Below are 24,520 nucleotides of genomic sequence, written 5' to 3' on the forward strand. Positions count from 1 at the left end.
CCCGAGGCTTCTGGACTGAAATCTAAAATTCCTAATAATCCCATTGTCTCAATTTGTTAAGTTCCTCCTGTGCTTTTATTTCTTCTGCAGGAATTACTTTTAAAAACGATGGATGTTGTTCGATTGCGTATTCTACTTTTTCTACAATTTCGTCAATTGTATCATTTTCATAATCAATCTGAAGCGGTTCTTTGATAATAAAGGATTGAAGAATATTTTTCTTTTTAAGACGTAAACCTTTTTTATCAAAAGATCTACGAAAACCATCAATTACAATTGGAATAACAATTGGTTTATGCTGTTTGATAATATGCGCTGTTCCTTTTCGAACAGGTTTAAATGATTTTGTAGTTCCCTGCGGGAAAGTAATAACCCAGCCATCAGCAAGAGCTATTTTAATATTTTCAGTATCGTTTGGGTTTACTTCTCTTTTTTCTGTAACATCAACTCCTTTTGCGCGCCAAGTACGCTCAACTGTGATGGCCCCAACGTAAGCTAAAATTCTAGGTAATAAACCCGCCTGCATCGTTTCTTTTGCTGCAACGTAATAAATATTCATTTTAGGTTGCCATAAATAACCAATATTCTTAATAGTATCCTGACGACCGCTTAAACTTGCGTTAAACACATGAAACATCGCTACAACGTCTGCAAAATAGGTTTGGTGGTTGGATATAAACAAGACATTCGTATCTGGTAGTGTTTTAATGATTTCAGATCCTTCAATCTGCAATTCATTAAAACCTCTATATCTTCTATGCGTCATAGCACCCAAGATTCGGATTAACCATTTCTTGATGAATAATATATGCCCAAAAGGATTTCGTTTAAACAATCCCATAACTACTTGTATCTTATTTTTTGTTAGGTCGCAAACATACAAAATTTATTCTTTTAGCAATGCATATAAACATTTTCTCGGATTTAAAGTTATCCAAATGAATATCAAATTGTTAAATAAATATTTCTAAGCCTCTTTTTCAAAAGTTGATTTTAGCACATCTCTCAATTCGCTCAAAATCATTGCCGTTGCTCCCCAGACCATATGATTTTGAATGTTAAATGCAGGAACTAAAATATTAGCACCATAAGAAGTTGATAATCTGGCTTCAATAATAATTTCATCATTCAAAAAAACGGATAACGGCAGTTCTATAATTCCTGCAACTTCTCTAATATCAGGATAAAACGAAAGTTCTTCTCTTGCAATTCCTAAAAACGGATGCACTAGAAAATTACTTGGCGGAATATACATGGGGGAAAAGTTTTTAACGATTTCAATTTTCTCTCGTTCAATTCCTACTTCTTCGTGAGTCTCTCTAAGAGCCGTATTTTCAAAATTAAAATCGTCTTTCTCAAACTTACCTCCTGGAAAAGCAATTTGTGCCGAATGAACGCCTTCGTATGTATTTCGAACAATCAAAACCAAATGTGTTTTTTCCTGTTTGGGATAAAACAACATCATTACACCCGCCATTCTAGGATTTAATACGTTGATATCAAGATTCTTTAAACCTTCAATACGTTCTTTGGGTGCCATTTTCAAATGTGATTCTACTGCTGGCAGTTTAACTGGAATTATATTGGGAACATATTTCAAAAAATCTTGAAAATTCATAATCAAAGCTTATTTTTGTACTTTCAAATAAAACATAAATATACTCCAGAAAACGCAGTACCACAAGTTTTCTAAAATTAAAGCCTTAAAAAATGTACAGCAGAGAAGAATCACAAAGAATTAAAAGAGAATTTTGGGTAGCTTTTGCCGAAAAATATCCAAGAAAGTGGGTTCTTTATGATACCAAAATAAAAGACTTCTCTTTCAAATTTTATGTGGATAATAAAAAAGCACAAGTTCTTATTGACATCGAACATAGAAGCGATGAAAAACGAACTGCTTACTTTGAAAAACTAGAAGCTTTAAAGAATATTCTTGAAGAAGAGTTTATTAAAGATTTAGTTTTCGAAAAAAACTATACTTTGGAAAGCGGTAAAACCATCAGCCGAATCTGGGTTGAAAAAACAGGTGTTGGTTTTAGCAATAAAAACACTTGGGACACTATTTTTGATTTTTTCAACGAAAACATGCATGCTCTTGAGATGTTCTATTTAGAATATGATGAATTTATTAAGGATGTTGATTTTTTATAGTTGATAAGGTTCTGAGATACTAAGATACTAAGATACTAAGATACTAAGTCGCTAAGTTTTTTTATATAGCAAACCCGAAAGGTTTTAAAAACCTGTCGGGTTTATTATTTTTAAATCAAAAACGCTTAGCGACTTAGTATCTTAGTATCTCAGAAACTTTTATACCGTAAAAATATTATAAACTATTATATGATTATCGTAGTTAATGTAAAGCTGTTTTCTGAAGTCTTGTTTTTTACGTGTTATAATTGAAAGCTTACATTCTTTCCCATCATTATCTTTGCACATAAAAGAATAGACAATATCAGTATCATTTTCTTCTCTTTCAATATAATCTAAAATATTGAATAACTGAATTTCCTGAGAATACACCACAATTCTATGTTTATCAGTATCTAAAACGACGGAAAGATTTACCAATTCTAATGCTGACCAATTTCCCCATTTCCCTCTTTCATTTTTTTGTAATACGCTAAAACCAGAAGTTTTAAAATGATAAGACTGACTTTGAACCTGTTGCAATCCGAAAGCTAAAAACAATAATACAATATAAGTGCGTAAAGAATTCATAAATATTTCTTGCAGATAATTAAAACTCAAATGTAGCCTTTTCTTTGCTGGCAACTTCAAATTCGGCGATCATTTGTTTAACAATTTGTTCGACTGGCAAGATTTCATGAATTAGTCCTGAAATTTGTCCAATTTCTAATTCCCCTTCTTCCAAATCTCCTTCAAACATTCCTTTTTTGGCTCTTGCTCTTCCTAAAAGCTGTACTAAATCTTCTTTAGACGGACATTTTTCATACAAAGCCTGAACATCATGAAAGAACTTATTTTTCACCAACCGAACAGGAGCTAATTCTTTCAATGTCAATTGAGTACCTCCTTCTTGAGTATTAACTATCGTTTCTTTAAAATTATTGTGTGCAGATGATTCTACAGAAGCGGCAAAGCGGCTTCCAACCTGAACTCCATCGGCACCTAGAATCATTGCGGCCAGCATTCCTCTTCCCGTTGCGATTCCTCCGGCAGCAATTAATGGAATTTTAATTTTTTCTTTTACCATCGGAATCAAGGTCAGTGTAGTAGTTTCTTCACGGCCGTTGTGTCCACCCGCTTCAAAACCTTCAGCTACAACAGCATCAACACCTGCTTCCTGCGCTTTTAAAGCAAAAACACTACTGCTGACAACATGTACAACTGTAATTCCTTTTTCTTTTAAAAATGAGGTCCATGTTTTAGGATTTCCAGCAGAAGTAAATACAATTTCAACGCCTTCTTCTACCACAATATTCATGATTTCCTCAATGTTAGGATATAACATCGGGATATTAACCCCAAAAGGTTTATCTGTAGCTTTTTTACATTTCTGAATATGTTCTCTTAAAACTTCAGGATACATCGAACCTGCACCAATGAGTCCTAAACCTCCAGCATTACTTACCGCTGAAGCCAATTTATAACCGCTGTTCCAAATCATTCCGCCCTGAATGATTGGATATTTTATATTAAAAAGTTGGGTAATTTTATTCATTAAGAAAATTATTGCTTGATTATCTTTCCTGTTTTATGCAGATTTTCGGCGTCAAAACTATAAAAGTAAAGACCGCTTTGCAGAGACTGCATCGAAAGAATTGGATTTGAATTATTTATTTTTTCTTCTATCAATTTCTGACCTAATACAGAATAAATTGTAACAGACGCGGTATTACTTTCATTTAAAAAAGAAAAAGTAAGAGTGTTTTTAACTGGATTTGGATATACAGAAAAAGCAGTTTCGGCTATAAAATCATCAACACTTAAAGTCTTTCCAAAATTTGGAATTCCGTAACCATAATTATTATCCGGAGTTGAATAACGATCAGCAGAAGCGATAATCATTTGCCTGATTTCTTTATTTGTTTTTGTTGGAAATGCCTGCCATAAACAAGCGGCCATTCCCGCCATAATAGGACACGAAAACGAAGTGCCACTTGCTGTACCGATATTTCCATTTGGATCAGAAACTACCGCTGAAGCTCCCTGTGCCATAACTTCTGGTTTTATTCTGAAATCATAACTTGGGCCAATTGAACTCGAGCCCGCTTTGACCTTGGATGCAGTAACAGAACCAATTGCTAAAACAGAAACAGCATCGGCAGGAGCACCAATATGTTTTTCTACCTGAGTACCTTCATTTCCTGCCGAAGCTAAAACCAAAATCCCTTTACTGAAAGCAGTTTCAGCACCACGCGAAATAAAAGTAGTAATTCCGTTCATATCGCTGTAAGTATGATTATATCTAACTTCATCACGATAAAGGAAATATCCTAGTGAAGTTGTGATAATATCCACACCCAAAGCATCTGCTTTCTCTGCCGCTTCAACCCAAAGCGATTCTTCTAAAGGATTTTCTAAAGCATCAATTTCTGTAATGAAAAGATAATAAGAAGCATTTGGAGCTGTTCCTATCAATGCATTCTCCTTGTATCCTCCCATTGTAGAAAGCACCTTTGTTCCATGATCTCCTCCAGCATAAAAATTAGCATTTCGAGTAGTATAATCGTAGCCTCCTAGAATTTTATTATTATTTCTAAGATTTTCAAATGGTTGAGCGGTATTTACACCTGGAAATCCCGCATCTAAAACGGCAATAATTTTACCTTCTCCAGTATAATTCTGCTGATGCAAAACCTGTCCGTTCAACATTTGAATTTGATTGGCAGAATTACCATAAGCATAATCTACAGCGGTCTGTGATTGCTTTTTAGTCTGATTGACTACAGCTTCAGAAACCTTTTTTCCCGTAGTATTTAAAGTTCTGTCTGCAAATTCCACTTTCTGAACAAAAGCTAATGTTTTTAAAGCGTTCACATTCGCCTGCGAACCACGAATATGAAGTGCATTCAACCATTTAGACTGTGCCATAACGGTTATTCCCGTACTTGCCTGAATCTGGTTAACGTATGAAGTTTCCAAAGGTGCATCGGTGATATCCAAAGCAATATTTTGGCTTGTTCTTCTATCTAAAGCTCTCTGAGAAAGTTCTGTCAACGGATTATCAAAGAATAACTGAGCATTCGGTTTAGATTTAAAATAAACCCAAGCTTCTTCTTGCGCAAATGCAGAAAATGAAAGAAGTATTAAAATAAAAGTAAAGTTATATCTCATAGTATACTTTTTATGGAATTTCTTCCAAATAAAGTATAAAGCTAAGAAATTACTCCCGAACCAACTAATTCATTTCCTAAATACCAAGCAACAAATTGTCCTTCTGTAATGGCTGACTGTGGTTCTTCAAACTCCACATACATTCCATGTTCAAATTGGTGTAAAACAGCTTTCTGCAAAGGCTGACGGTAACGAATTCTAGCCATTACTTCCATTTTCTCGCCCGCTTTCAAGGTCAAATCCTCTCTAATCCAGTGTACCTCAGACTCGCCAACAAAAAGCGCTTTTTTGAATAATCCAGGGTGATGACTTGATAAACCAGTATAAATAGTATTAGTTTCAACATCTGTCGCAATTACAAACAAAGGATCTGTTGTTCCTCCTACGTTTAGACCTTTTCTTTGTCCAACGGTAAAATAATGCGCACCTTGATGTTTCCCAACTACTTTTCCCATAGTTGGAAGATATTCTAATTTTTGAGATTCTAATTTTAGTGCTTCTTCCAAAGAAAGATCATCCAATTTTACAGCAGTATAAATTGGATCGTTTTTATCTACTTGAACAATTTTACCCTCTTTGGTCTGTAATTTTTGCTGCAGAAATTCTGGAAGACGAACTTTTCCAATAAAACACAATCCTTGAGAATCTTTCTTTTCAGCAGTAACCAATTCCATTTCAGCTGCGATTTCTCGTACTTCTGGTTTTGTTAAAGCTCCAATAGGAAATAAGGCTTTTGATAATTGTTCTTGAGACAATTGGCACAAAAAGTATGATTGATCTTTGTTAACATCATTTCCAGCAATCAATTGATAAACCGTTTTTCCGTCCACTTCGATTTCGCTTTTTTGGCAGTAATGTCCTGTTGCTACATAATCTGCACCAAGACTTAAAGCGATTTTCATAAACACATCAAATTTGATTTCGCGGTTACAAAGCACGTCAGGATTTGGAGTTCTTCCTTTTTCGTATTCGTTAAACATATAGTCCACGATTTTTTCTTTGTATTCTTCACTCAAATCAACAGTCTGAAACGGTATTCCTAGTTTTTCAGCAACAAGCAAAGCATCGTTACTATCTTCCAACCAAGGACATTCGTTAGAAATAGTAACCGAATCATCATGCCAGTTCTTCATAAAAAGGCCAATTACTTCGTATCCTTGCTGTTGCAATAAATAAGCCGCAACACTAGAATCTACTCCACCTGAAAGTCCAACAACTACTCGTTTCATTTTGAAATGTTTAATTTTTTAAGGTTGCAAAGGTACGCCAAATAATAGAAAATTTCACAATGGTTTTCATTAGTTTAAGTAATCCCACAGTAGATAAAACTTATTACTTTTTTAAGTACATTTAATCATCTATTTTAAAAGACATGAAAAAATACATTTACAGCTTATTTTTCCTGTTTCTCTTAACCACTTTAAATGCACAGCGTTTCGTCTCTTCTCTTCCAGATTACGAAGCTTACAAGGTATTTAAAGGCAAACCTTTATCGGATAAATTCTCCAATATTGAATCGGTTAAAGTGATTTATGACCTGAGAAAACAGAAGATGTATTATTTCAATAGCAGTCTCATTTTACTGCATTTTGATTTTGCCACCAATTATTTGGGTTATTCTCCAGATTTAGACATTTTCAATGATAGAAATTACAGCAATACAGAAAAAGACAGGGATTTTCTTCTTGGAAATCTAAATCATATTAAAGGAACTGATAAATGGATTTTCGAACTCGCCGCTTCCGATCATATGCCGATTGTATTGATCGAACGCTTTTTTAATATGGTTAAAAATTCTACTTTCATTGGAGGAAAATTAAAATTCTACTTGAACAATCCTCAAATGATGGAATGGTTTCAGCAACAGAAATTTAAAATTCCGTGCGTGAAATCGGATTACATTTTTGGAGAGGTTAAATATCAAGAAGTCGTTCGAGGAACAAATGTCGGAATTCTCAAAAAATACAACCTTAAAGAATTAGAAACCACAAAACCAAATCCCGACGAAATCATTGTTTTGAATGGAACACCAGATATTCTTCCAAATGTAAGAGGAATTATTGTAAATGAACTTCAAACACCTTTGAGCCATTTGGTACTTTTAGGCAAGAACAGAAAGATTCCGATTATGGCATATACCGATATTGAAAAAGACAACAATATCAAAAGTCTTCTTTCTAAAAAAGTGGAATTAAAGATAGCAATCGATACTTTTTACATCAAGGAAACAACCAAAAAAATCACAGTAAAATCTGCTGGTAAAAAGAAAAAACTAACAATCGATAACACAATAACCGAATTAGTTGATTTATCTCAAATACCTAAAAAAGGCGTAAACTACATTGGTTCCAAAGCACAAAATATGGCCTATTTGATTGCAATTTCAAAAGAAATTCCGTTTAAAGTTCCAGAAAATGCTCATGCCATTCCCTTTTATTTTTATACACAGCATATTCAGAAAAGCTCTATTTCTCCATTGATTGCTGAACTTTTAGCTTTTCCGAAGAAAGATTCTACAGTTTGGATTAATAAGCAACTGAAAAAAATTAGAGAGGCCATCAAAAAAGAACCAATTAATCCTGAATTAATTTCAAAATTAAATCTAGCTTTTAAGGATGCCAAATTCAAGAATTTCAGGTTTCGCTCTTCAACCAATGCCGAAGATTTGGAAGATTTTAATGGAGCAGGATTATACGATTCGAAAACTGGAATTTTAGGCGATTCTATTAAAACTTTTGAAAAAGCAATCAAGCAAGTTTGGGCAAGTGTTTGGAACGAAGCTTCATACAACGAAAGAGAATTATTTGGCATCGATCAGCAAAATATAGCCATGGGTGTTTTGGTGCATCGCTCTTTTCCTGATGAATTGGCAAATGGTGTCATCATTACTAAAAACCTTTTTAGAGAAAACTTCCCAGGAATTACCGTAAATGTTCAAAAGGGAGAGAATTCTGTTGTAAAGCCACAAAAAGGTGAAATCTGTGAACAATTTGTCGCTTATCATTTCAATGACGGAAAAGATGAAACCGACTTTGATGTTGATTATACTTCCAATTCAAATTTAAATAACAACGAGCCTTTATTGAGCAAAAAAGAAATGAGCAACATTTTTAATGTCAGTAGAAAAATCGAAGAAAAAATGTATCGTTATTGGCGTAAAAACCAGTTTCATCCTGTTGATATTGAATTTAAAATCGTTGGCGAAAAGAGAGATTTATATATTAAACAAGTTCGCCCTTTTAATGATTAATAGAAAACTAATAAATCTATTTCGTTCGTCGCCGTATTAATTAAGACAATTCTAAAATCAAATTCTTCAATTTTAATTTGCTGCTGAATTGTTTTCCGAATATATTCTGAATTTAAAGAAAAGTTCTCGTCAAGCGAAATTTTCACATCAACAGAATTAAGGTATTTAGAAGCTTTCTTATTGACAATAATCGACGCTAAAACATAAAAACCGATTATGATCAATTGAAAAAACAGCAATAATTCAATCTTTTCAAATGGATACATAATATCCAAAATAGACAAGGTTATTGTAGCAAAAAGAAAGATTATGGCATTTACTGTAAAAGATTGTGTTCTAAAACGAAGTATCGAAAAAATAGCAAATAATCCAAACCCAATTCCTACTCCAATTTCAATTTTGGTAAACAAATAACAAAGCGAAAAAGTACAAAGTCCAACAATAACCATCAATGGATTTATGGTTGCATTATCTTTTCTGTTTGAGAAAAAATACAAAACCAAAATCGAAAAAAACAAAAGCAAAAACCTTCCTAAAAGTTCGTTTAAATCCATTGGTCAGATTAATTTGTTAGTCAAATGTAAAAAAATTACTAATTAGTACTCCATTTATAGTTTTTGGACCACTCGTAAAATTTATCTAATTTATCTTGATTCTTTTTATGCCATTTAGCAACATCTTCCTCGCCTGAATCCACATATGCGATATACGCAAAAGGCTCAATGAGCTTTTTATTTTTCATCTCGATGAAATATGGCGCTAAAAAGTTCCAATAAAATCCTGTATTATCATTCTTTGTCTCTTCTAATGAGGCACAAATAACCTCAAATTTTCGTATAAAATTCTCTGCATCTGTTTTTTTTACATTCTTTTTATCAAAGTCTAAACCTGCACTCATAGAAAGTATCAAATCTGCCGAAGAAAAATCATTTTCTTTTTTAACCCCTGTAGAATCTGGAAGTGTTGATGCATCGATATTAATTGTTACTGCTTTCTCACCTGTTTGAGTCACGCCTTTCATCATTAAGCTTTTTAAATTTTCAAAGTTCTTCTTTGATCTGCTTGTTTGCGGTTCAACAATTAAAAATCTTGAAAATGCCATAACAGCAGGAATTCTATTAGAATTTGTCTCTAATATCCCGATAGCATTTAATGAACCAGAATGTTTTGGATTTATACTCAAAGATTTTTGAAAGCAGGAAAGAGCTTCTGAACTTTTATTAGAATTCGCATAACAAATCCCCTTATTAAAATACAATTGATAATAATTTGGAAATCTCTGAATTCCTTCTTCGTATATTTTTAAGGCTTCTTCATTTTTCTTTAAATGATCTAACGCATTAGCATAATTAACGTAAACATTCTGAAGTCCGCTTTCAGGATGAGTTACAATAGCATGTTTTGAAATAGCTATAACTTCATCAAATTTGTTTAAAGAATTCAATGTTAAAGATTTTTCAATTAAAGCAAACAAATTGTCTTTATCTAGTTCTAATGCTTTATCATAATTTTTAATTGCTCCTTCATAATCACCTTTATCATGAAGAACTATACCAGATTCTACAAGTTTATCTGCTTCATCTTTATTTTGTGCATAAATACCCGTAAACATTAAGAACAAAAATAGTAGACTTTTAACTTTCATATAGGTTTGATTTAGATTATAAACTTACTATATTTTACTTACATAAAAACGAAATCAAGAAAAAAAACGATAACACAAAAAAAAGGACTTAAAAAAAATTTTAAGTCCTTTCGCTAGAATTATTACATCTATTATTTTTTAGGAGCCGGCCCTTTCTCAGAAGCTTTATTAGTATTTTTAGGGTCACTCATATTTACTTCCTTTATCAATTTCCCTTTTTGATAAAACTGCCAGATTCCTGCTTTTTTACCGTTTACAAACTTCCCTTTCGATGCCACTGAAGCATCTGATTCATAAAAAACAGCATCTCCATTATATTCATTATTTTTAAAAGTAGATTCTTCTAAAAGTGTTCCGTCCTGTCCTATTTTTTTATAAGCACCTTCTTTCAAACCATTTTTATACATCATCTCTTCTGCCACTTTTGCATTAGGATAATAAATAGTTTTCAAGCCTTCCAGCTTTCCGTTTTTATAATTTTCAGAAGTCATTAAAACCTTTGAAGCTTTATGATAATATTTCCATTCTCCTTCACGAGATTTCCCAATTTCTTTTCCTTCGCTCACTATATTTTTATTCTGATCATAGAAAATAGTATACGAACTGCCATCATTGGCACTAAAATCTCTTGTTGCGATTACATCTCCTTTTTTAGTATCATCAAAAAATTTAAAAAGACCGGTCTCTTTTCCGTGATTAAAAGTTCCTTCATAACGCGGACGCTTAGATTCAGTATAAGTACCTTTCCAAAGTCCGTCTTTTTTTCCTGCAGCATCAACTTTATTAATTTCTGTCTGTGCATTTAAAACCAATGCATTTAGAAATAGTAATCCAAGAATGATTTTTTTAGAGATCATAGTATATTTTTTAAGCTTAACGAAAATCTGAATTATAAATTATATTGGCAAAAAAAAATCCCGATAAATCGAGATTTTTTTTGTTTAGAATTATTTCTTTTTCTTGTTCTGAGCCTGAGCTTTTGCAGCTTCCTGCTGTTCCATTACTTCTTGAAGACGTTGCTGGAACTTACTTGGTTTCTTTGGCTCTCTTTGTTTGTTTTCTTGAATCTGAGCGTGAATTTTTTCACTGTCTACAATATAATTCTTGATAACAAACATAATTCCGATTGTAATTAAGTTCGAAATAAAGTTATACAAACTCAAACCAGCACCGTAACTGTTGAAGAAAATTAACATCATTAATGGCGAAACATAAATCATGATTTTCATCATTTTTGCCATATCTGGCATACCTTCTTGCTGAGGCGCTGCCATTTGCTGATCTCCTGAAGTCATTTTCATGTAGAAGAAAATTGCAATTGCTGCCAAAATTGGGAACAAACTGATGTGATCTCCGTACAATGGAATGTTGAATGGTAATTTCACAACCGAGTCAAAAGAGGACAAATCGTCAGCCCAAAGGAAACTTTTTTGTCTTAATTCAAATGCAGCAGGGAAAAACTGGAATGATGCATACATAAAAGGAAGCTGAATCAACGCTGGGATACATCCTGCCATTGGGTTTACTCCTGCTTTGTTGTACAGTTTCATTGTTTCCTGTTGTTTCTTCATTGGGTCTTTTTTGAATTTTTCTCCCAACTCTGCAATGTCAGGTCTTAAAACTTTCATTTTAGCCTGAGACAAGAATGATTTATATGTAATTGGCGACATGGCCAATTTGATAATTATAGTAAAAATGATAATAGCAATTCCTAATGATAATCCAATAGTTGAACTTAAGAAACCAAATAATGGAATAAAGATAAATTTGTTAATCCATCCAAAAATTCCCCATCCTAACGGAATGATTTTATCAAAATTTTTATCGTAAGCTTTTAATGTTTTGTAATCTACAGGACCCATATACAAATTCATTTTGTAATCGATCTCTCCGTTTGTAAACGCTAAAGGCAAATTGGCTCTAAACTGTTTAGTAAAAACAGTATCGATTTTTTCATCTTTAACTAAATCATCAGACTGTAATTTTGATGTTTCAAATGGTTTTTCTGTAGATAAAATTGTGGCAAAGAAATGCTGTTTAAAAGCTACAAAACTAACTTTAGTAGGAGTTTCTTCTTTTCCTTGTCCGTGCTGACTTACATTATTGTATTTTGACTCGTTGTATTTGTAATCAATTTGAGCAAAACGATTTTCGTAAGAAACACTTTTCTCGTTTCTGTATGTTTTTAAATCCCATTCTAAATTTAATGGTTTAGCAGAATTTAAAACTTTATTTAAACCTTGAGAACGAATATCAAAACCAACTAAGTAATCATTTGGCTTCAAGATATATTTATACTCCAAAAACTCATTTGCTCCAGCTTTTAAACGCATAGATAAAACTTGGTCTGCACCAATTTTTTCTAATGTTGGTTCAAAATACAAATCTTTAGAATTTAATGTTCTATTATCTGTAGTAAGAAGCTGTAAATTTAAGTTTGAGTTATTGTTTTTAATTAATTCAACTAACTGACCAGAACCTTTTTTAAATTTTTCAAATTCTTTTAAAGTCGCTTCAACAATGTAACCACCTTTATTAGCGATTTTAAGCTTAAGCTTCTCGTTTTCGATTGTTGTAAAAGTCTCTTTAGCAGAAGGAAGTGTTGCAGAATAAGCAAATCCTCCTAAAGTTTTTTGCAATTGAGCCAATTGAGCTGTATCTCCTGGCGTTGCCGCAACAGGTAATGCCGCTACTTTAGCTTTGTCTGCTTTTGCTTGTGCTTCTTGTTTAGCTACTAATTCTTTCTTGGCTTTTTCAGCAGCAATTTCTTTCTCAGAAGGTTGATTTTGATAAAAAATCCAAATCAAGATTCCGAATATCAATACAAAACCAATGATCGAATTGAGGTCTAATTTTTTTTCTTCCATTATTTTTAAAAAAGTTATTCGTTTGAGGATATTAGTAATTAGTTTAATTTAAAAGTTACACCTCTTAGAATGAATTATTATTTTTTATGCGCATTTACTGCCGCAGCTACAAAGTTTACGAAAATAGGGTGCGGATTGGCAACTGTACTTTTGTATTCTGGGTGATATTGTACTCCAATAAAGAATGGGTGATTTTCTAATTCTACAATCTCCACTAAACCTGTATCAGGATTAACACCAGAAGCTTTTAAACCCGCTTTTTGCAGTTCATCTGCATATTTATTGTTGTACTCATAACGGTGGCGGTGACGCTCCGAAATGGTTTTTTCTCCGTAAATTTTGTATGCTAAAGTGTCTGGTTTAATATCACATTTCCAAGCACCTAAACGCATTGTTCCTCCTTTATCGGTTACATTTTTCTGCTCTTCCATTAAATTCACAACCGGATGAGGCGTTTTATCGTTCATCTCTGTAGAATTTGCTTCTTTATAACCTAAAATATTTCTGGAATATTCAATAACAGACATCTGCATTCCTAAACAAATTCCGAAGAAAGGAATATTGTTTTCACGAACGTAACGAACTGCTTCAATTTTTCCTTCAATACCTCTTTCACCAAAACCTGGAGCAACTAAAACTCCATCAAGAGTTCCTAATTTCTCTTCTACATTCTCAGCATTAATATGCTCTGAATGAATTGAAATTACGTTTACTTTAGTTTCGTTTGCAGCACCAGCATGAATGAATGCCTCTAAAATAGATTTGTAACAATCCTGCATTTCTACATATTTACCAACCAAACCAATGTTTACAGTTTGTTTTGGGCTTTTTAATCTTTTCAAGAAAGTGTTCCAGTTTTTAAGGTCTGGAGATGCTTTTTTAGGTAAATCTAATTTCTTTAAAGCCACAACATCTAATCCTTCTTCCAGCATTAAATTCGGAACTTCATATATTGTAGAAGCATCGATTGACTGAATAACGGCTTCTTTCTTCACATTACAGAATAAAGCTAATTTTTGGCGTAATTCCTGGGACAATTCGTGCTCTGTTCTACAAACCAAAATATCGGCTTTAATACCGCTTTCCATTAAAGTCTTAACAGAGTGCTGAGTAGGTTTTGTTTTTAATTCACCAGCAGCAGCCAAATAAGGAACCAATGTCAAGTGAATCACAATTCCGTTGTTTTCACCTAATTCCCAAACCAATTGACGAACAGATTCTATATAAGGTAGAGATTCGATATCACCAACAGTTCCACCAATTTCAGTAATAACAATATCATAATCGCCAGATTTCCCTAGCAATTGCATTCTGTCTTTGATTTCGTTTGTGATATGAGGAACAACCTGAACTGTTTTTCCTAAAAATTCTCCTCTTCTTTCTTTTTCAATAACCGAAAGATAAACTCTTCCTGTAGTAACGTTATTAGCCTGAGATGTAGGAACGTTCAAGAAACGCTCGTAGTGTCCTAAGTCTAAGTCAGTTTCAGCTCCATCATCTGTTACGTAACATTCTCCGTGCTCATAAGGATTTAAAGTTCCTGGGTCAACGTTAATGTATGGATCAAATTTCTGAATAGTTGTACGGTATCCTCTTCCTTGTAACAATTTTGCCAAAGATGCCGCGATAATCCCTTTTCCTAATGAAGAGGTCACACCTCCTGTAACAAAAATATATTTTGTTTGATTCATTCTGTTGTTGTTTGTAAGTAGTTGTGTAAAAAACTTGGCAAAAGTACAAATTTAATTAGACAATTTATCAATTCGAGAATGAGATAATTTTTAATTTTTTAGACTTCTTTCAATTTAAATGCACGTTTGAAGTTCTGGCTTTAGAAAATGAAAGGATTTTGGATTTTTGAATAAAAATTCGCAGCTAATGATCGATAAACTTAAACAATTAAAAATCTGCTTTTAAGGCTTCGGATATTGCTTCTTAATGTTACGAATCAATTCCTCCAAACCATTCAATTTCAACTCATAAATTAATTGTAATTGCTGTCCAAGCTCTCCTTTTGGAAAACCTTTATTATGATACCAAACCACATAATACTCAGGCAAATCAATTAAATATTTTCCTTCATATTTCCCGAAAGGCATTTTGGTGTGGGCTAATTTTATGAGTTGTTTTTTGTCTTGATCCATTTTTTTTTTGAGAGGAAAGAGAATAGAAAACAGAAAACAGACTTCTGTACTTGCTTCGCTATGCAAAGCTATTACTTATTTTTCTTTTGCCACAGATTAAAAAATAGTTTTCAGTCTCAGTCACAGTTTACAGTTTACAACAAAAACACATACATAGGCTGAAAAACCTAGAACCTCAGCATCTTAAAAAAAGAAGCAAGAAAAAAGAACCTATTTTAATTCTCTTTCCCTGCTTCAAAAATATTTTTAAAGTTTTCAGTTGCAGATTTCAACCACAGTTAAAAACTGAAAACTGACACTGAAAACTGATACTCTTAATAATGCCATCTCACGAAAGCTTCCATCGCAGCATAAGTTGCCAAACCTAATTGGTGGTACAATTCTGCTGTTTCACGGTTTCTGTCTTCTGCTCTCTGCCAGAACTCTCTTGCGTCTGTTCCTTGGAAAACCACTCCATCTTTTTGAGACTGGTGTTTGAAGATTCCGTGACGTTTTGCTAAAACCTGATCAGGGCTCATTGGAACCGCCATTTCAACTTCATCAATTCCCCATTCCTGCCAAGCTCCACGATATAACCATAACCAACAGTCGTTCATGAATTCTTTTGGTTTTAAAACTTTTACTGCTTCAAAAATAGCATCCAAACAAACTTTGTGTGTTCCGTGTGGATCTGCTAAATCTCCAGCCGCATAAATTTGATGTGGTTTAATTTTTTCAATTAAATCAACAGTCAACTGAATGTCTTCTGGTCCAATTGGTTTTTTCTCGATTGTTCCTGTTTCATAGAAAGGCAATTCCATAAAATGAATCTGAGAATCCGGAAGCCCCACAAAATAACTTGTAGCTCTCGCCTCTCCTTTTCTGATTAAACCTTTAATGTAACGAACTTCAGGAATGTCAATTTCGCTGTTCTTTTTGTTCTGTAAAAATGCTTCAGCTTTTTTGTAGATGTTATCTGCTTCTTCGCTTTTGATTCCGAATTTCTCGTTGTAATCAATTACGAATCTTGCAAAACGAAGCGCTTCATCATCAGCAACTGCAATGTTTCCAGAAGTCTGGTAAGCCACGTGTACTTCATGTCCCTGCTCTTGCAAACGCATGAAAGTTCCTCCCATACTAATAATATCATCATCTGGATGTGGGCTGAAGATTAATACACGTTTTTTAGCTGGTTCCGCTCTTTCAGGACGATGTGTATCATCTGAATTTGGTTTTCCACCCGGCCAACCTGTAATTGTATTTTGTAATTTATTAAAAATCTTAATATTAGTATCGTAAGCTGGACCTGAATCTGCTAACAAATCGCTCATACCGTTTTCGATATAATCAGCATCTGTAAGCATTAAAATTGGTTTTTTCAGATCTAATGCTAATCCTAAAACCGCTTTACGAGTTAATTTATCTGTCCAAACGATTTTCTCAACCAACCAAGGCTTGTTGATTCTCGTTAGTTTTGAAGAAGCTTCTTTATCCAAAACAAAAACCGCATTGTTGTGCTCTTGCAAGAAAGATGCAGGAACTCGGTTTGTAACTTCATCTTCAACAGATTTTTTTACAATATTTGCTTTTCCTTCACCCCAAGCTAATAAGATTACTCTTTTTGCTTCCATGATTTTTTTAACTCCAAGTGTAATAGCCGTTCTTGGCGTATTATTCAAACCAAAGAAATCTTTACTTGCCGCAACTCTTGTAATATGATCCAAAGCCACTAAACGAGTTTTAGAGTTTTGAAGCGAACCTGATTCGTTAAAACCAATATGTCCGTTTCCTCCAATTCCAAGAATCTGAAGATCGATTCCGCCTAAAGCTTCAATTTTAGCTTCATATTCGTGGCAATAATCTGCAATTTGCTCTTTTGTCAAAAGTCCGTCTGGAACGTGAGCGTTTTCAGGTAAAATATCGACATGATCAAACAAAAGTTCCTTCATGAAACGAACATAACTGTTGATTGAATTCGGTTCCATTGGATAATATTCATCCAAGTTAAAACTGATTACGTTTTTGAAACTCAAACCTTCTTCTTTGTGAAGGCGTACTAATTCAGCATATAATCCTTTTGGAGAAGAGCCTGTTGCCAAACCTAAAATACAAGGTTTTCCTTCTTTTTGTTTTTCTTTGATTAAAGCTGCAATTTCCTGCGCTACTTCTTTTGAAGCTTCTGTTGAGTTTTCAAAAACAACTGTGTTTATGTTTTCGAATCGTTTTTCGAAACCTGTTGCTTTGTCGATTTTACTTTTTAACATGGTATATTTTTTTTAATTTATTTTCTGAATTCCTTCAACTTCGATATTAAAACCTAAAAAAAAACAGCAATCCTTTTTTTGCAAGTATTTGCATTTTTTTTGCAAATATCTGCATTTTTATTGCATCAGAAAAATAAAATAGTAACTTTTATTTATTTTTAACTAAGTAGCAGCTTTTTGTTAATGTTCTTAAGTTTTCTAATATAAAACAGATATCTTTTGGTCATAATTTCATAATTCAACAAGAAAAATAGACTGCTAAGACAAAAACCGTAACTATTCTTATACTATTGTCTAAAAGGAAATCTCGTTTATTTTTAGAACATTTTAAAACAATTAAATTTAAAATTAATTTTAATAACATATATAAAAAAACTCAACTAATCGACACATTAACAACTCATTTACAACAAATTAAGATTAAATGAAAGCAAAAACCATTAATTGTGGAATATTGATCTGCATTAAAATTGCAATCAATTATTCATTTATTCAGTTAAAAAATCTCCTGTTCTTGTACAGGAGATTTTTAAGGCTAACAAAAAATAACTAAACAATCAATTATATTTTTTTATTTAGAAAATTCAACCGTTTTTAATTTTTGCCATGCTCCTCTCGTAAAATCAGGAATTTCGACAGGAGCTGAATTGTTATCTAAAGAAATCTCTGTTAACGGACTTAAACAAGACCATTCTGCTAAATCATAAACATCCATATCTAATGGAAGTCCTTTTTGGAGACAGTAAAACATCCTATAATCCATAACAAAATCCATACCTCCATGACCTCCTACTTTTTTAGCCATTTCTTCTATATCTTTTACAATTGGATTTTTATATTTTTCCATTAATATCTTTTTTACATCTTCCGATACAAATTCTTCAGCATTAAGATTTTGATAATTTTTAGAAATTTCTGCTCCAGCTTCTTTTGCATCAATTGCATAACCTTCGACCGGATATTTATTTGCAAATCCTTTTGTTCCTGACAATTGATACATTCTGCTGTAAGGCCTTGGACTTGTAACATCGTGCTGAATTTGGATTGTTTTTCCCATTTCAGTACGAATCATTGTCATGGTGTGATCTCCATTTCTAAAATCAGTAACCACTTCTCCTGTTTTTTCTTTTATAAATGCTGGATTTCCAACTGCTTTAGTATCCATTGAAACTAAGAAATTCATTTTATCACCTCTATGAATATTCAAAGCCAAACAAGCCGGCCCCATTCCGTGTGTTGGATAAACATCTCCCCTGTGTTTGCGGTTATAATCCATTCTCCAGTTATTCCAGTAGTTTTGCCAATAGGGCTGAAGTCCATGAATATAAGAACCCTCGGCATGAAGAATTTCTCCAAATAAACCTTGCTGTGCCATGTTTAAAGTAGTCAATTCGAAGAAATCATAAACACAGTTTTCAAGCATCATACAATGTTTTCTAGTTTTCTCAGAAGTATCAATAATATCCCAGATTTCTTTCATGGTCAGAGCCCCTGGAACTTCAACAGCAACATGTTTACCATCTTTCATAGCTTGAACTGCGATATTGGCATGATGCTTCCAATCGGTTACAATATAAACTAGATCCACATTATCTAATTTTGTTACTTTTTTCCAAGCATCTTCTCCAAAAAATTCCTGTGCTTTTGGCGCACCGAGTTTTAGCAGAGTATCATTTGCCGCTTTTGTTCTTTCTTCCATCATATCGCACAATGCTACGATTTCTACTCCTGGAATATGCGGAATACGCTCTACAGCTCCAGTACCGCGCATTCCTAAACCAATAATTGCTACTCGAACATGAGGGATTGCTGGTGTTGCCAGACGTAAAACATCAGTTTGTCCTTTATCTCTTTTTGGTGTTTTTGTTTTGATAAGCTGTGCTGATGTAGTACAAACTTTGAATAGCAAAAATGCTATGAATAAAAATCTTAAACTTTTCATTTTTTTTGTTTTAATGATATTTTTTTTTGAACGTTTTCTCTGTAGTAATTTGTTCTTATTACACTTTTATATAAGTCTTATTTTTGTGCATATACCAAAGTATGAAATAAAGAATTGCAAATCCTGCTAAATCACAAAATGCATCGTAATACGCTCCCGTAAACTGCTCAAAACCAAAGAAAATTTGTTTAGCTATAGCTGAGAAATTTAAAACGTGAGAACCTACATAAGCCGCAATGGCATTAAGCCCAATGACCCGAAATGGATATGCCCATTTTGTATACCCCTTTACATCTACAAGCCAATAGAATAAAGCTAATAAAACAAAGCTGATTCCTGATGAAAAAATTACAAATGAACTTGTCCATATTTTTTTTATTATAGGATGCCAAAAACCAATAAGCAATGAAGTTGCTATTCCGATAACACCAATTACTGCCAGATGCAAAGCTATTTTTGATCTCGAATTTGAAGACAGCAGCAACTCTCCCGCAAATAATCCTGATAAAGTTGTTGCCGTAAATCCTAACCCTGTTAATAGCCAAGAATATTGTGTCTGATCATAAAATCGACCAAAAACCTGCTGATCAATATAAATAGGAAGATTTTTATTTGAAAGCAATTCAAAATGATGTCCGAAGAAATTCGGAATCGATAATAATACGGCGTATAAAACAAGGCATGTGACAAAAAATAAATATCTTCCTTTTTTAGGTAAATTGAGATAAGCCATACATGAAAACAAATAACCAACCGCAATGGCCTGTAATGTATTACTGAAAACATGAAACTTCGAAATATCTAAAAACAATAAATTTCCCTGCACAATCCATCCAAGTATAAATAGAATTACGAATCGCTTTAAAATATGAGCATATAATTTGTGTTTTGAAGCTGATTCAACACTTCTATTTCCTAAAGAAAATGGAATCACTACTCCTACTACAAACAGAAACAAAGGCATAATGACATCATACAAATGAAAACCAATCCATTCTGGATGTTCAAACTGATCCGCTAAGGTTTTTGTAAAATTGGTTTGAGATGCTACATGTAAATTATAAAAAAATCGATCTGCAACAATAATCATTAACAAATCAAATCCTCGCAATACATCTATAGACATTAATCGATTATTGGCAATAACTTTAGTCATTTCTTCTTTTTTCTATTTTATAATAATCCCGATATTTTTTAAATAACCGGGATTATAAAATTATATAAACTCGATAGCTCATGCCATTGGAATAAAAACAATTAATCTTCAAAAAACGCTTCAGCCAATGGCACGTTTTGACCGGCTATCGATGACAAACTACAATTGTAATGTAGAGAACTTAGGTCCTTCAGGGAAGTTTGCTACAAGAGCCCAGCCTGCATTCATTTCGGTGATGGCAATACCAATTGAACTTCCTAAGGTTCCTAATTGCGATTTTGGAATACTAAATTCAATCGCATTGGTAGTTGATGAAAGACTTACAATTCCAGATGATTTCAAGTTAACTCCGGAACCTACTTGTTGCCCCCAGCCCCAACCGCCATTTGGATCGGTATGTTTATAGAAATCGCCCCAACCGTTACTTACTAATGGTCCTTCAAATAAAAACTCTGCTCCAGAACCTTGAGGCCAATTGCTGTGCAAAAATCCAGTTTGGGTATTACCATCAGTATTGATATACATATCTACCAATTCCATTAGCATTTTTTTGTTTCCTTCCAAGTACACATTTACATTTGGACCGCCCGCCCAAATCTTAATTTTTTGAATAGAGCCATTTCCTGAAGTATTTTCATCTGTTACAGCAACATCGTCCCAATCTGTAAATTTTCCATCAACTTTTATATCAATAATTATAATTCTTGGTGCAGTAATCGTTTTAGTAATAAACGCTTCTTCTCCTTTGTCATTTGTCACAGTCAAAGAAACTCTTATTTCACCTTCAATTTTATAAGTGTAAATAGGATCTTTTTCAGCAGATGTATAATATAAATCCCCAAAATCCCATCGATACTTTGTACCGTTTGTTGAAAGATTGGTAAATGTAAATGTGCTTCCATCATTTGTAAAAGAAAAGTCTGCAGTAGGTTTTGTTGCTGAATCCTCTGATGACGAACCATCGCTCGAACAAGCTGTCAGCAATAACAAAACAGCAAGCAATGTTATATATTGGGTTAATTTTATTTTTTTCATGGTTTTGGAATTTAAATGTTTTGAATAACTATTTAATGATAACCGTTTGCGATAATTTATTGAATCCTGTTGTTGCTTCCCATATTCCTGTATTTGCCAAACGAACACAATAGTCTGGGCGGTCTGCCAGTTTAGAAGAACTGTCTTCTATTTTTAAAAGTAATTCATAAGTTCCTGCTGGAACTCCCGACAAACTCACCGATTCTTTTAAGTCGAAAGTCACTTTTGGCACTACTTTTCTAACATCGAAGTTTAACTTTTTCTTATATATAGTACCTCCAGTTGTTGCTCTCAAAATTAAAAAAGCATTTTTTGGATTATAAACTGGTGCAAAACCAGAATTGTTTATCAAAGCATTAAACTCCAATGAACCATTTAGTGCAACCTCTTTTTTTATGCTTGAAGAAGACACAGAAAGTCTATACCCTAATTTTCTCTCAAAATCGGTAAAACAGTTATTATTTCTCCATTCTTGCAAAACAGGACCGTAATAATCCAGATTTAAATACGTCCATTTTAAAAGTGTCATTTCTGTTTCTGCAATACTGCAACTGGCAATAGGTACATTTGCTGGAGGACAAGTTTCTCCTCCTGTTGGAACATAAAGCGCTTCATTGCTTATATATGTTTTATCAGCAGTAACATTTGTATATGTTCCATAATCGTCAACACTTGCCATAAAACAATCGTTATGAAAACCTAAACGAGCTGTATTTGACGTTCCATAACCCACTGTTGCATCCATTGCTGTTGTTGTAGCAACAAAATCCTGTTTTATTTTTGGCGTTCTTACCTGAATTTTCACTTCTTTTGGAAAAGATTCTAGAAGTTTATCTAGAATCAGTTTTTTATTTGCTGGCGTAGTAAGCTGATTAGTGGTGTAATACCATTCTCCCCAAGCTCCTACAAAACCTGCCTGTACAAAAGCAATTACATCTTTATTTTCTTCCAGAATAGGTTTTAGCTGATCTAAATGTCCAGATATTACGGCAACAGAAGCATCTGAACCATCCTGTGCATCAGTATAGGCGAAACGTAAAACACATTTTAAACCAGCTTCTCTCAAACGAGTAAAATCAGTTTTAATAAGATCTAATTGTGTCTGGCTTAAAGGAGTTGTTTTAAATTTTTCTAGATAATACAAACGTAGAATAAGACTCACATTTTCCTTCTTTAAATTATTCAAAGAGGCAGCAGTGATTGCTGCTCCTTCAGAATTTACCTGCCACGTATGCATAAATCCACGCTCTGGATTTGTAAAAACTTCGTTAGAAACCGCATACGTAACTTTTTCAAGTCCATTTGTTTGCTCTCCATTATTTTTGTCGCCATCACTTTGGCAGCTTGACGCCATATTTAGGAAAAGACAAAATAGCAATAGTAAGTTTTTCATTTTTTTTATAATTAAATTATCTGATTTCATTTTATACTTTCACAAAAAGTGATAACCTTCTAATTAATTATATCCAGGGTTCTGAATAAATTTACCTTTACCTTCACTTATTCTATCCAATGAAAAAGGAAATAATGCTTTATAAGGAGCACTTTGACTTGCCGCACCATTTAAGGCAAGAGCATGTTCTGTAAATTTTCCGTGTCGGATTAAATCTGAACGGTATTGTCCGTTTTCGCACCAATATTCATGTGATCTTTCTAGGAGAATCATATCGTTAAATTTAGATAGCGTCGCATAGTCTGCTAATTGTATTTCGCTGATTTTAGCTCTCCTTCTTACGATATTTACTAAATCTATGGCCTCTTGTGTTGGAGTTCCAGTTTTATTCGCTATCGCTTCTGCTCTTGATAGTAAAACATCAGCATAACGATATACAATAATATCTACGGTTGTTAAAGCAGTTGTTCTGGCCGCATCTGGATCAATTTTTAGCGGAATTGGCCCTAACTGCATGTAATTAGCCGGATTTGCCCTATTGTACGTTACGCCATCTGTTCCTGTAAATTCTGCAATAAGTGCATTTTTACGAATATCTGTTGCCTCAAAAGAATCATAAAATGTCCATGAACTCTGAATAGTTCCATAGCCACCACGTCCTGGATAGTTAGCCGGCAATACCATTAACTGCCATTGGTTTTCACTTGTCCCTGCATAATCTGCGGGAACTGCCCAAATTACTTCTTTACTATCTACAGGAGCTTTAATGTCCCATAAGCCCACATAATTTTCTTCTAAACCATAATAATTCATTGCCATAATTGCTGCGGCTTGTTCTTCAACTTCTGCCCATCTTTTTTCATGCAGATATAATCGAATCAATATCATTCTAGCCATACCACTACTAAATCTTCCGTAAGCTGTTTCGCCCGGTGCTTTTAAATCTGTGGCTGCATCTTTCAAATCATTTTCAATAAAACTTACCATTTCAGCATTTGAAAGTCTTGCTAAAGGTTCTTCTTTTAATGGATTTTTAAGTACATCAAGCGGTGCCACCACAAGAGGACCGTATAAATCAAAAAGTTCGTAAGCCAATAAACCGCGCGCACATTTAATTTCAGCAATTGCTTGTTTTTTAATTAACTCATTTACATTTGATGACTGAATTCTGTCAATACTTAAAGTCATACCGCTAATTTTATTGTAAAACACATCATAAAAACGCGTAAATGCAGTAGAAGTGGCTTTATAACTGTGCAAAGATGCTTCCTGCTGTACTCCATAAGGCCCTTGAAGAATTTCGGTTGTAGCATCTAACATAAACATCAACCCGTTTTCGGAAGTAGTATGAATTCCGTTTCCATAAGATCCTCTAAGCGGATAATATGCTGAAGCCACTATCGCCTGAATATCAGCTTCCGAGCTTGGAAAAATACTCGGATTAATTTCATCGTAATTTATAGACTCTAAATCGTTGCTACATCCAGAGAATACAAGCATCAATACTACTACTATATAACTTTTAAAATTTTTCATATCTTTTA

Annotated in this window: 20 protein-coding genes; 2 read left to right on the forward strand and 18 right to left on the reverse strand. The window is 33.4% G+C overall.

The window, feature by feature from the left end; all coding sequences use genetic code 11:
• Positions 1-31 precede the first annotated feature (31 nt).
• Together BM289_RS05150 and BM289_RS05155 are read right to left on the reverse strand one after the other, a co-directional pair.
• Complete coding sequence (locus BM289_RS05150) at positions 32-841, reverse strand: lysophospholipid acyltransferase family protein (protein ID WP_091491382.1); 810 nt, start codon at positions 839-841, stop codon at positions 32-34.
• Between the two features lie 126 nt (positions 842-967).
• A complete protein-coding gene (locus BM289_RS05155; protein ID WP_091491384.1) occupies positions 968-1,618 on the reverse strand; it encodes an NUDIX hydrolase in 651 nt (216 codons plus the stop codon).
• A gap of 92 nt (positions 1,619-1,710) precedes the next feature.
• Here BM289_RS05155 and BM289_RS05160 point away from each other — a divergent pair, with 92 nt between their 5' ends.
• Complete coding sequence (locus tag BM289_RS05160; protein WP_091491385.1) at positions 1,711-2,151, forward strand: DUF4268 domain-containing protein; 441 nt, start codon at positions 1,711-1,713, stop codon at positions 2,149-2,151.
• A gap of 159 nt (positions 2,152-2,310) precedes the next feature.
• On the opposite strand, the gene BM289_RS05165 is transcribed toward BM289_RS05160, so the two are convergent.
• Genes BM289_RS05165 through mnmA form a run of 4 tightly spaced genes read right to left on the reverse strand, consistent with a single transcriptional unit; the run spans position 2,311 to position 6,530 of the window.
• A complete protein-coding gene (locus BM289_RS05165; protein ID WP_091491387.1) occupies positions 2,311-2,721 on the reverse strand; it encodes a hypothetical protein in 411 nt (136 codons plus the stop codon).
• Positions 2,722-2,740: 19 nt separating this feature from the next.
• On the reverse strand, positions 2,741-3,685 hold the full coding sequence (locus tag BM289_RS05170; RefSeq protein WP_091491388.1) for an NAD(P)H-dependent flavin oxidoreductase: 945 nt from the start codon (positions 3,683-3,685) through the stop codon (positions 2,741-2,743).
• A gap of 8 nt (positions 3,686-3,693) precedes the next feature.
• Positions 3,694-5,301: a S8 family serine peptidase gene (locus BM289_RS05175; RefSeq protein ID WP_091491390.1), complete on the reverse strand. Its 1,608-nt coding sequence runs from the start codon at positions 5,299-5,301 to the stop codon at positions 3,694-3,696.
• A 41-nt stretch (positions 5,302-5,342) separates the two neighbouring features.
• Positions 5,343-6,530 carry a tRNA 2-thiouridine(34) synthase MnmA gene (gene mnmA / locus BM289_RS05180; protein WP_091491392.1) on the reverse strand — a complete coding sequence of 396 codons (1,188 nt, stop codon included), beginning with the start codon at positions 6,528-6,530 and terminating at the stop codon, positions 5,343-5,345.
• 143 nt (positions 6,531-6,673) lie between these two features.
• Here mnmA and BM289_RS05185 point away from each other — a divergent pair, with 143 nt between their 5' ends.
• A complete protein-coding gene (locus tag BM289_RS05185) occupies positions 6,674-8,551 on the forward strand; it encodes a PEP/pyruvate-binding domain-containing protein (RefSeq protein WP_091491394.1) in 1,878 nt (625 codons plus the stop codon).
• Here BM289_RS05185 and BM289_RS05190 read toward each other — a convergent pair.
• The 12 genes from BM289_RS05190 to BM289_RS05245 all read right to left on the reverse strand — a co-directional run bounded on the left by BM289_RS05190 (position 8,548) and on the right by BM289_RS05245 (position 24,512).
• Positions 8,548-9,105, reverse strand: a complete 558-nt coding sequence (locus BM289_RS05190) for a DUF4956 domain-containing protein (RefSeq protein ID WP_091491396.1) — start codon at positions 9,103-9,105, stop codon at positions 8,548-8,550. The genes BM289_RS05185 and BM289_RS05190 overlap by 4 nt on opposite strands.
• A 38-nt stretch (positions 9,106-9,143) precedes the next feature.
• Positions 9,144-10,196, reverse strand: a complete 1,053-nt coding sequence (locus BM289_RS05195) for a tetratricopeptide repeat protein (RefSeq protein WP_091491398.1) — start codon at positions 10,194-10,196, stop codon at positions 9,144-9,146.
• 131 nt (positions 10,197-10,327) lie between these two features.
• Positions 10,328-11,053, reverse strand: a complete 726-nt coding sequence (locus BM289_RS05200) for a toxin-antitoxin system YwqK family antitoxin (RefSeq protein WP_091491400.1) — start codon at positions 11,051-11,053, stop codon at positions 10,328-10,330.
• Positions 11,054-11,143: 90 nt separating this feature from the next.
• Positions 11,144-13,063: a membrane protein insertase YidC gene (gene yidC / locus BM289_RS05205; protein WP_091491402.1), complete on the reverse strand. Its 1,920-nt coding sequence runs from the start codon at positions 13,061-13,063 to the stop codon at positions 11,144-11,146.
• Between the two features lie 77 nt (positions 13,064-13,140).
• Entirely contained in the window at positions 13,141-14,754 is a 1,614-nt protein-coding gene (locus BM289_RS05210) for a CTP synthase (protein ID WP_091491404.1), read from the reverse strand.
• A 222-nt stretch (positions 14,755-14,976) separates the two neighbouring features.
• On the reverse strand, positions 14,977-15,207 hold the full coding sequence (locus BM289_RS05215) for a DUF3820 family protein (protein ID WP_008462478.1): 231 nt from the start codon (positions 15,205-15,207) through the stop codon (positions 14,977-14,979).
• Positions 15,208-15,521: 314 nt separating this feature from the next.
• The gene (gene nagB / locus BM289_RS05220) at positions 15,522-17,450 is read right to left on the reverse strand and encodes a glucosamine-6-phosphate deaminase (RefSeq protein ID WP_091491406.1); all 1,929 of its coding nucleotides are present in this window, start codon (positions 17,448-17,450) and stop codon (positions 15,522-15,524) included.
• A gap of 571 nt (positions 17,451-18,021) precedes the next feature.
• The gene (locus tag BM289_RS05225; RefSeq protein ID WP_091491408.1) at positions 18,022-19,392 is read right to left on the reverse strand and encodes a Gfo/Idh/MocA family protein; all 1,371 of its coding nucleotides are present in this window, start codon (positions 19,390-19,392) and stop codon (positions 18,022-18,024) included.
• A 58-nt stretch (positions 19,393-19,450) separates the two neighbouring features.
• On the reverse strand, positions 19,451-20,548 hold the full coding sequence (locus BM289_RS05230; RefSeq protein WP_091491410.1) for an acyltransferase family protein: 1,098 nt from the start codon (positions 20,546-20,548) through the stop codon (positions 19,451-19,453).
• A 159-nt stretch (positions 20,549-20,707) separates the two neighbouring features.
• Positions 20,708-21,583 carry a PKD domain-containing protein gene (locus BM289_RS05235; RefSeq protein WP_091491412.1) on the reverse strand — a complete coding sequence of 292 codons (876 nt, stop codon included), beginning with the start codon at positions 21,581-21,583 and terminating at the stop codon, positions 20,708-20,710.
• 28 nt (positions 21,584-21,611) lie between these two features.
• Positions 21,612-22,976 carry a DUF4832 domain-containing protein gene (locus tag BM289_RS05240; protein ID WP_167365390.1) on the reverse strand — a complete coding sequence of 455 codons (1,365 nt, stop codon included), beginning with the start codon at positions 22,974-22,976 and terminating at the stop codon, positions 21,612-21,614.
• Positions 22,977-23,039: 63 nt separating this feature from the next.
• Positions 23,040-24,512 carry a RagB/SusD family nutrient uptake outer membrane protein gene (locus BM289_RS05245; protein WP_091491415.1) on the reverse strand — a complete coding sequence of 491 codons (1,473 nt, stop codon included), beginning with the start codon at positions 24,510-24,512 and terminating at the stop codon, positions 23,040-23,042.
• Positions 24,513-24,520 lie beyond the last annotated feature (8 nt).

It is taken from the genome of Flavobacterium phragmitis (assembly GCF_900112575.1).
In the GTDB taxonomy this organism is placed as follows: Bacteria; Bacteroidota; Bacteroidia; order Flavobacteriales; family Flavobacteriaceae; genus Flavobacterium; species Flavobacterium phragmitis.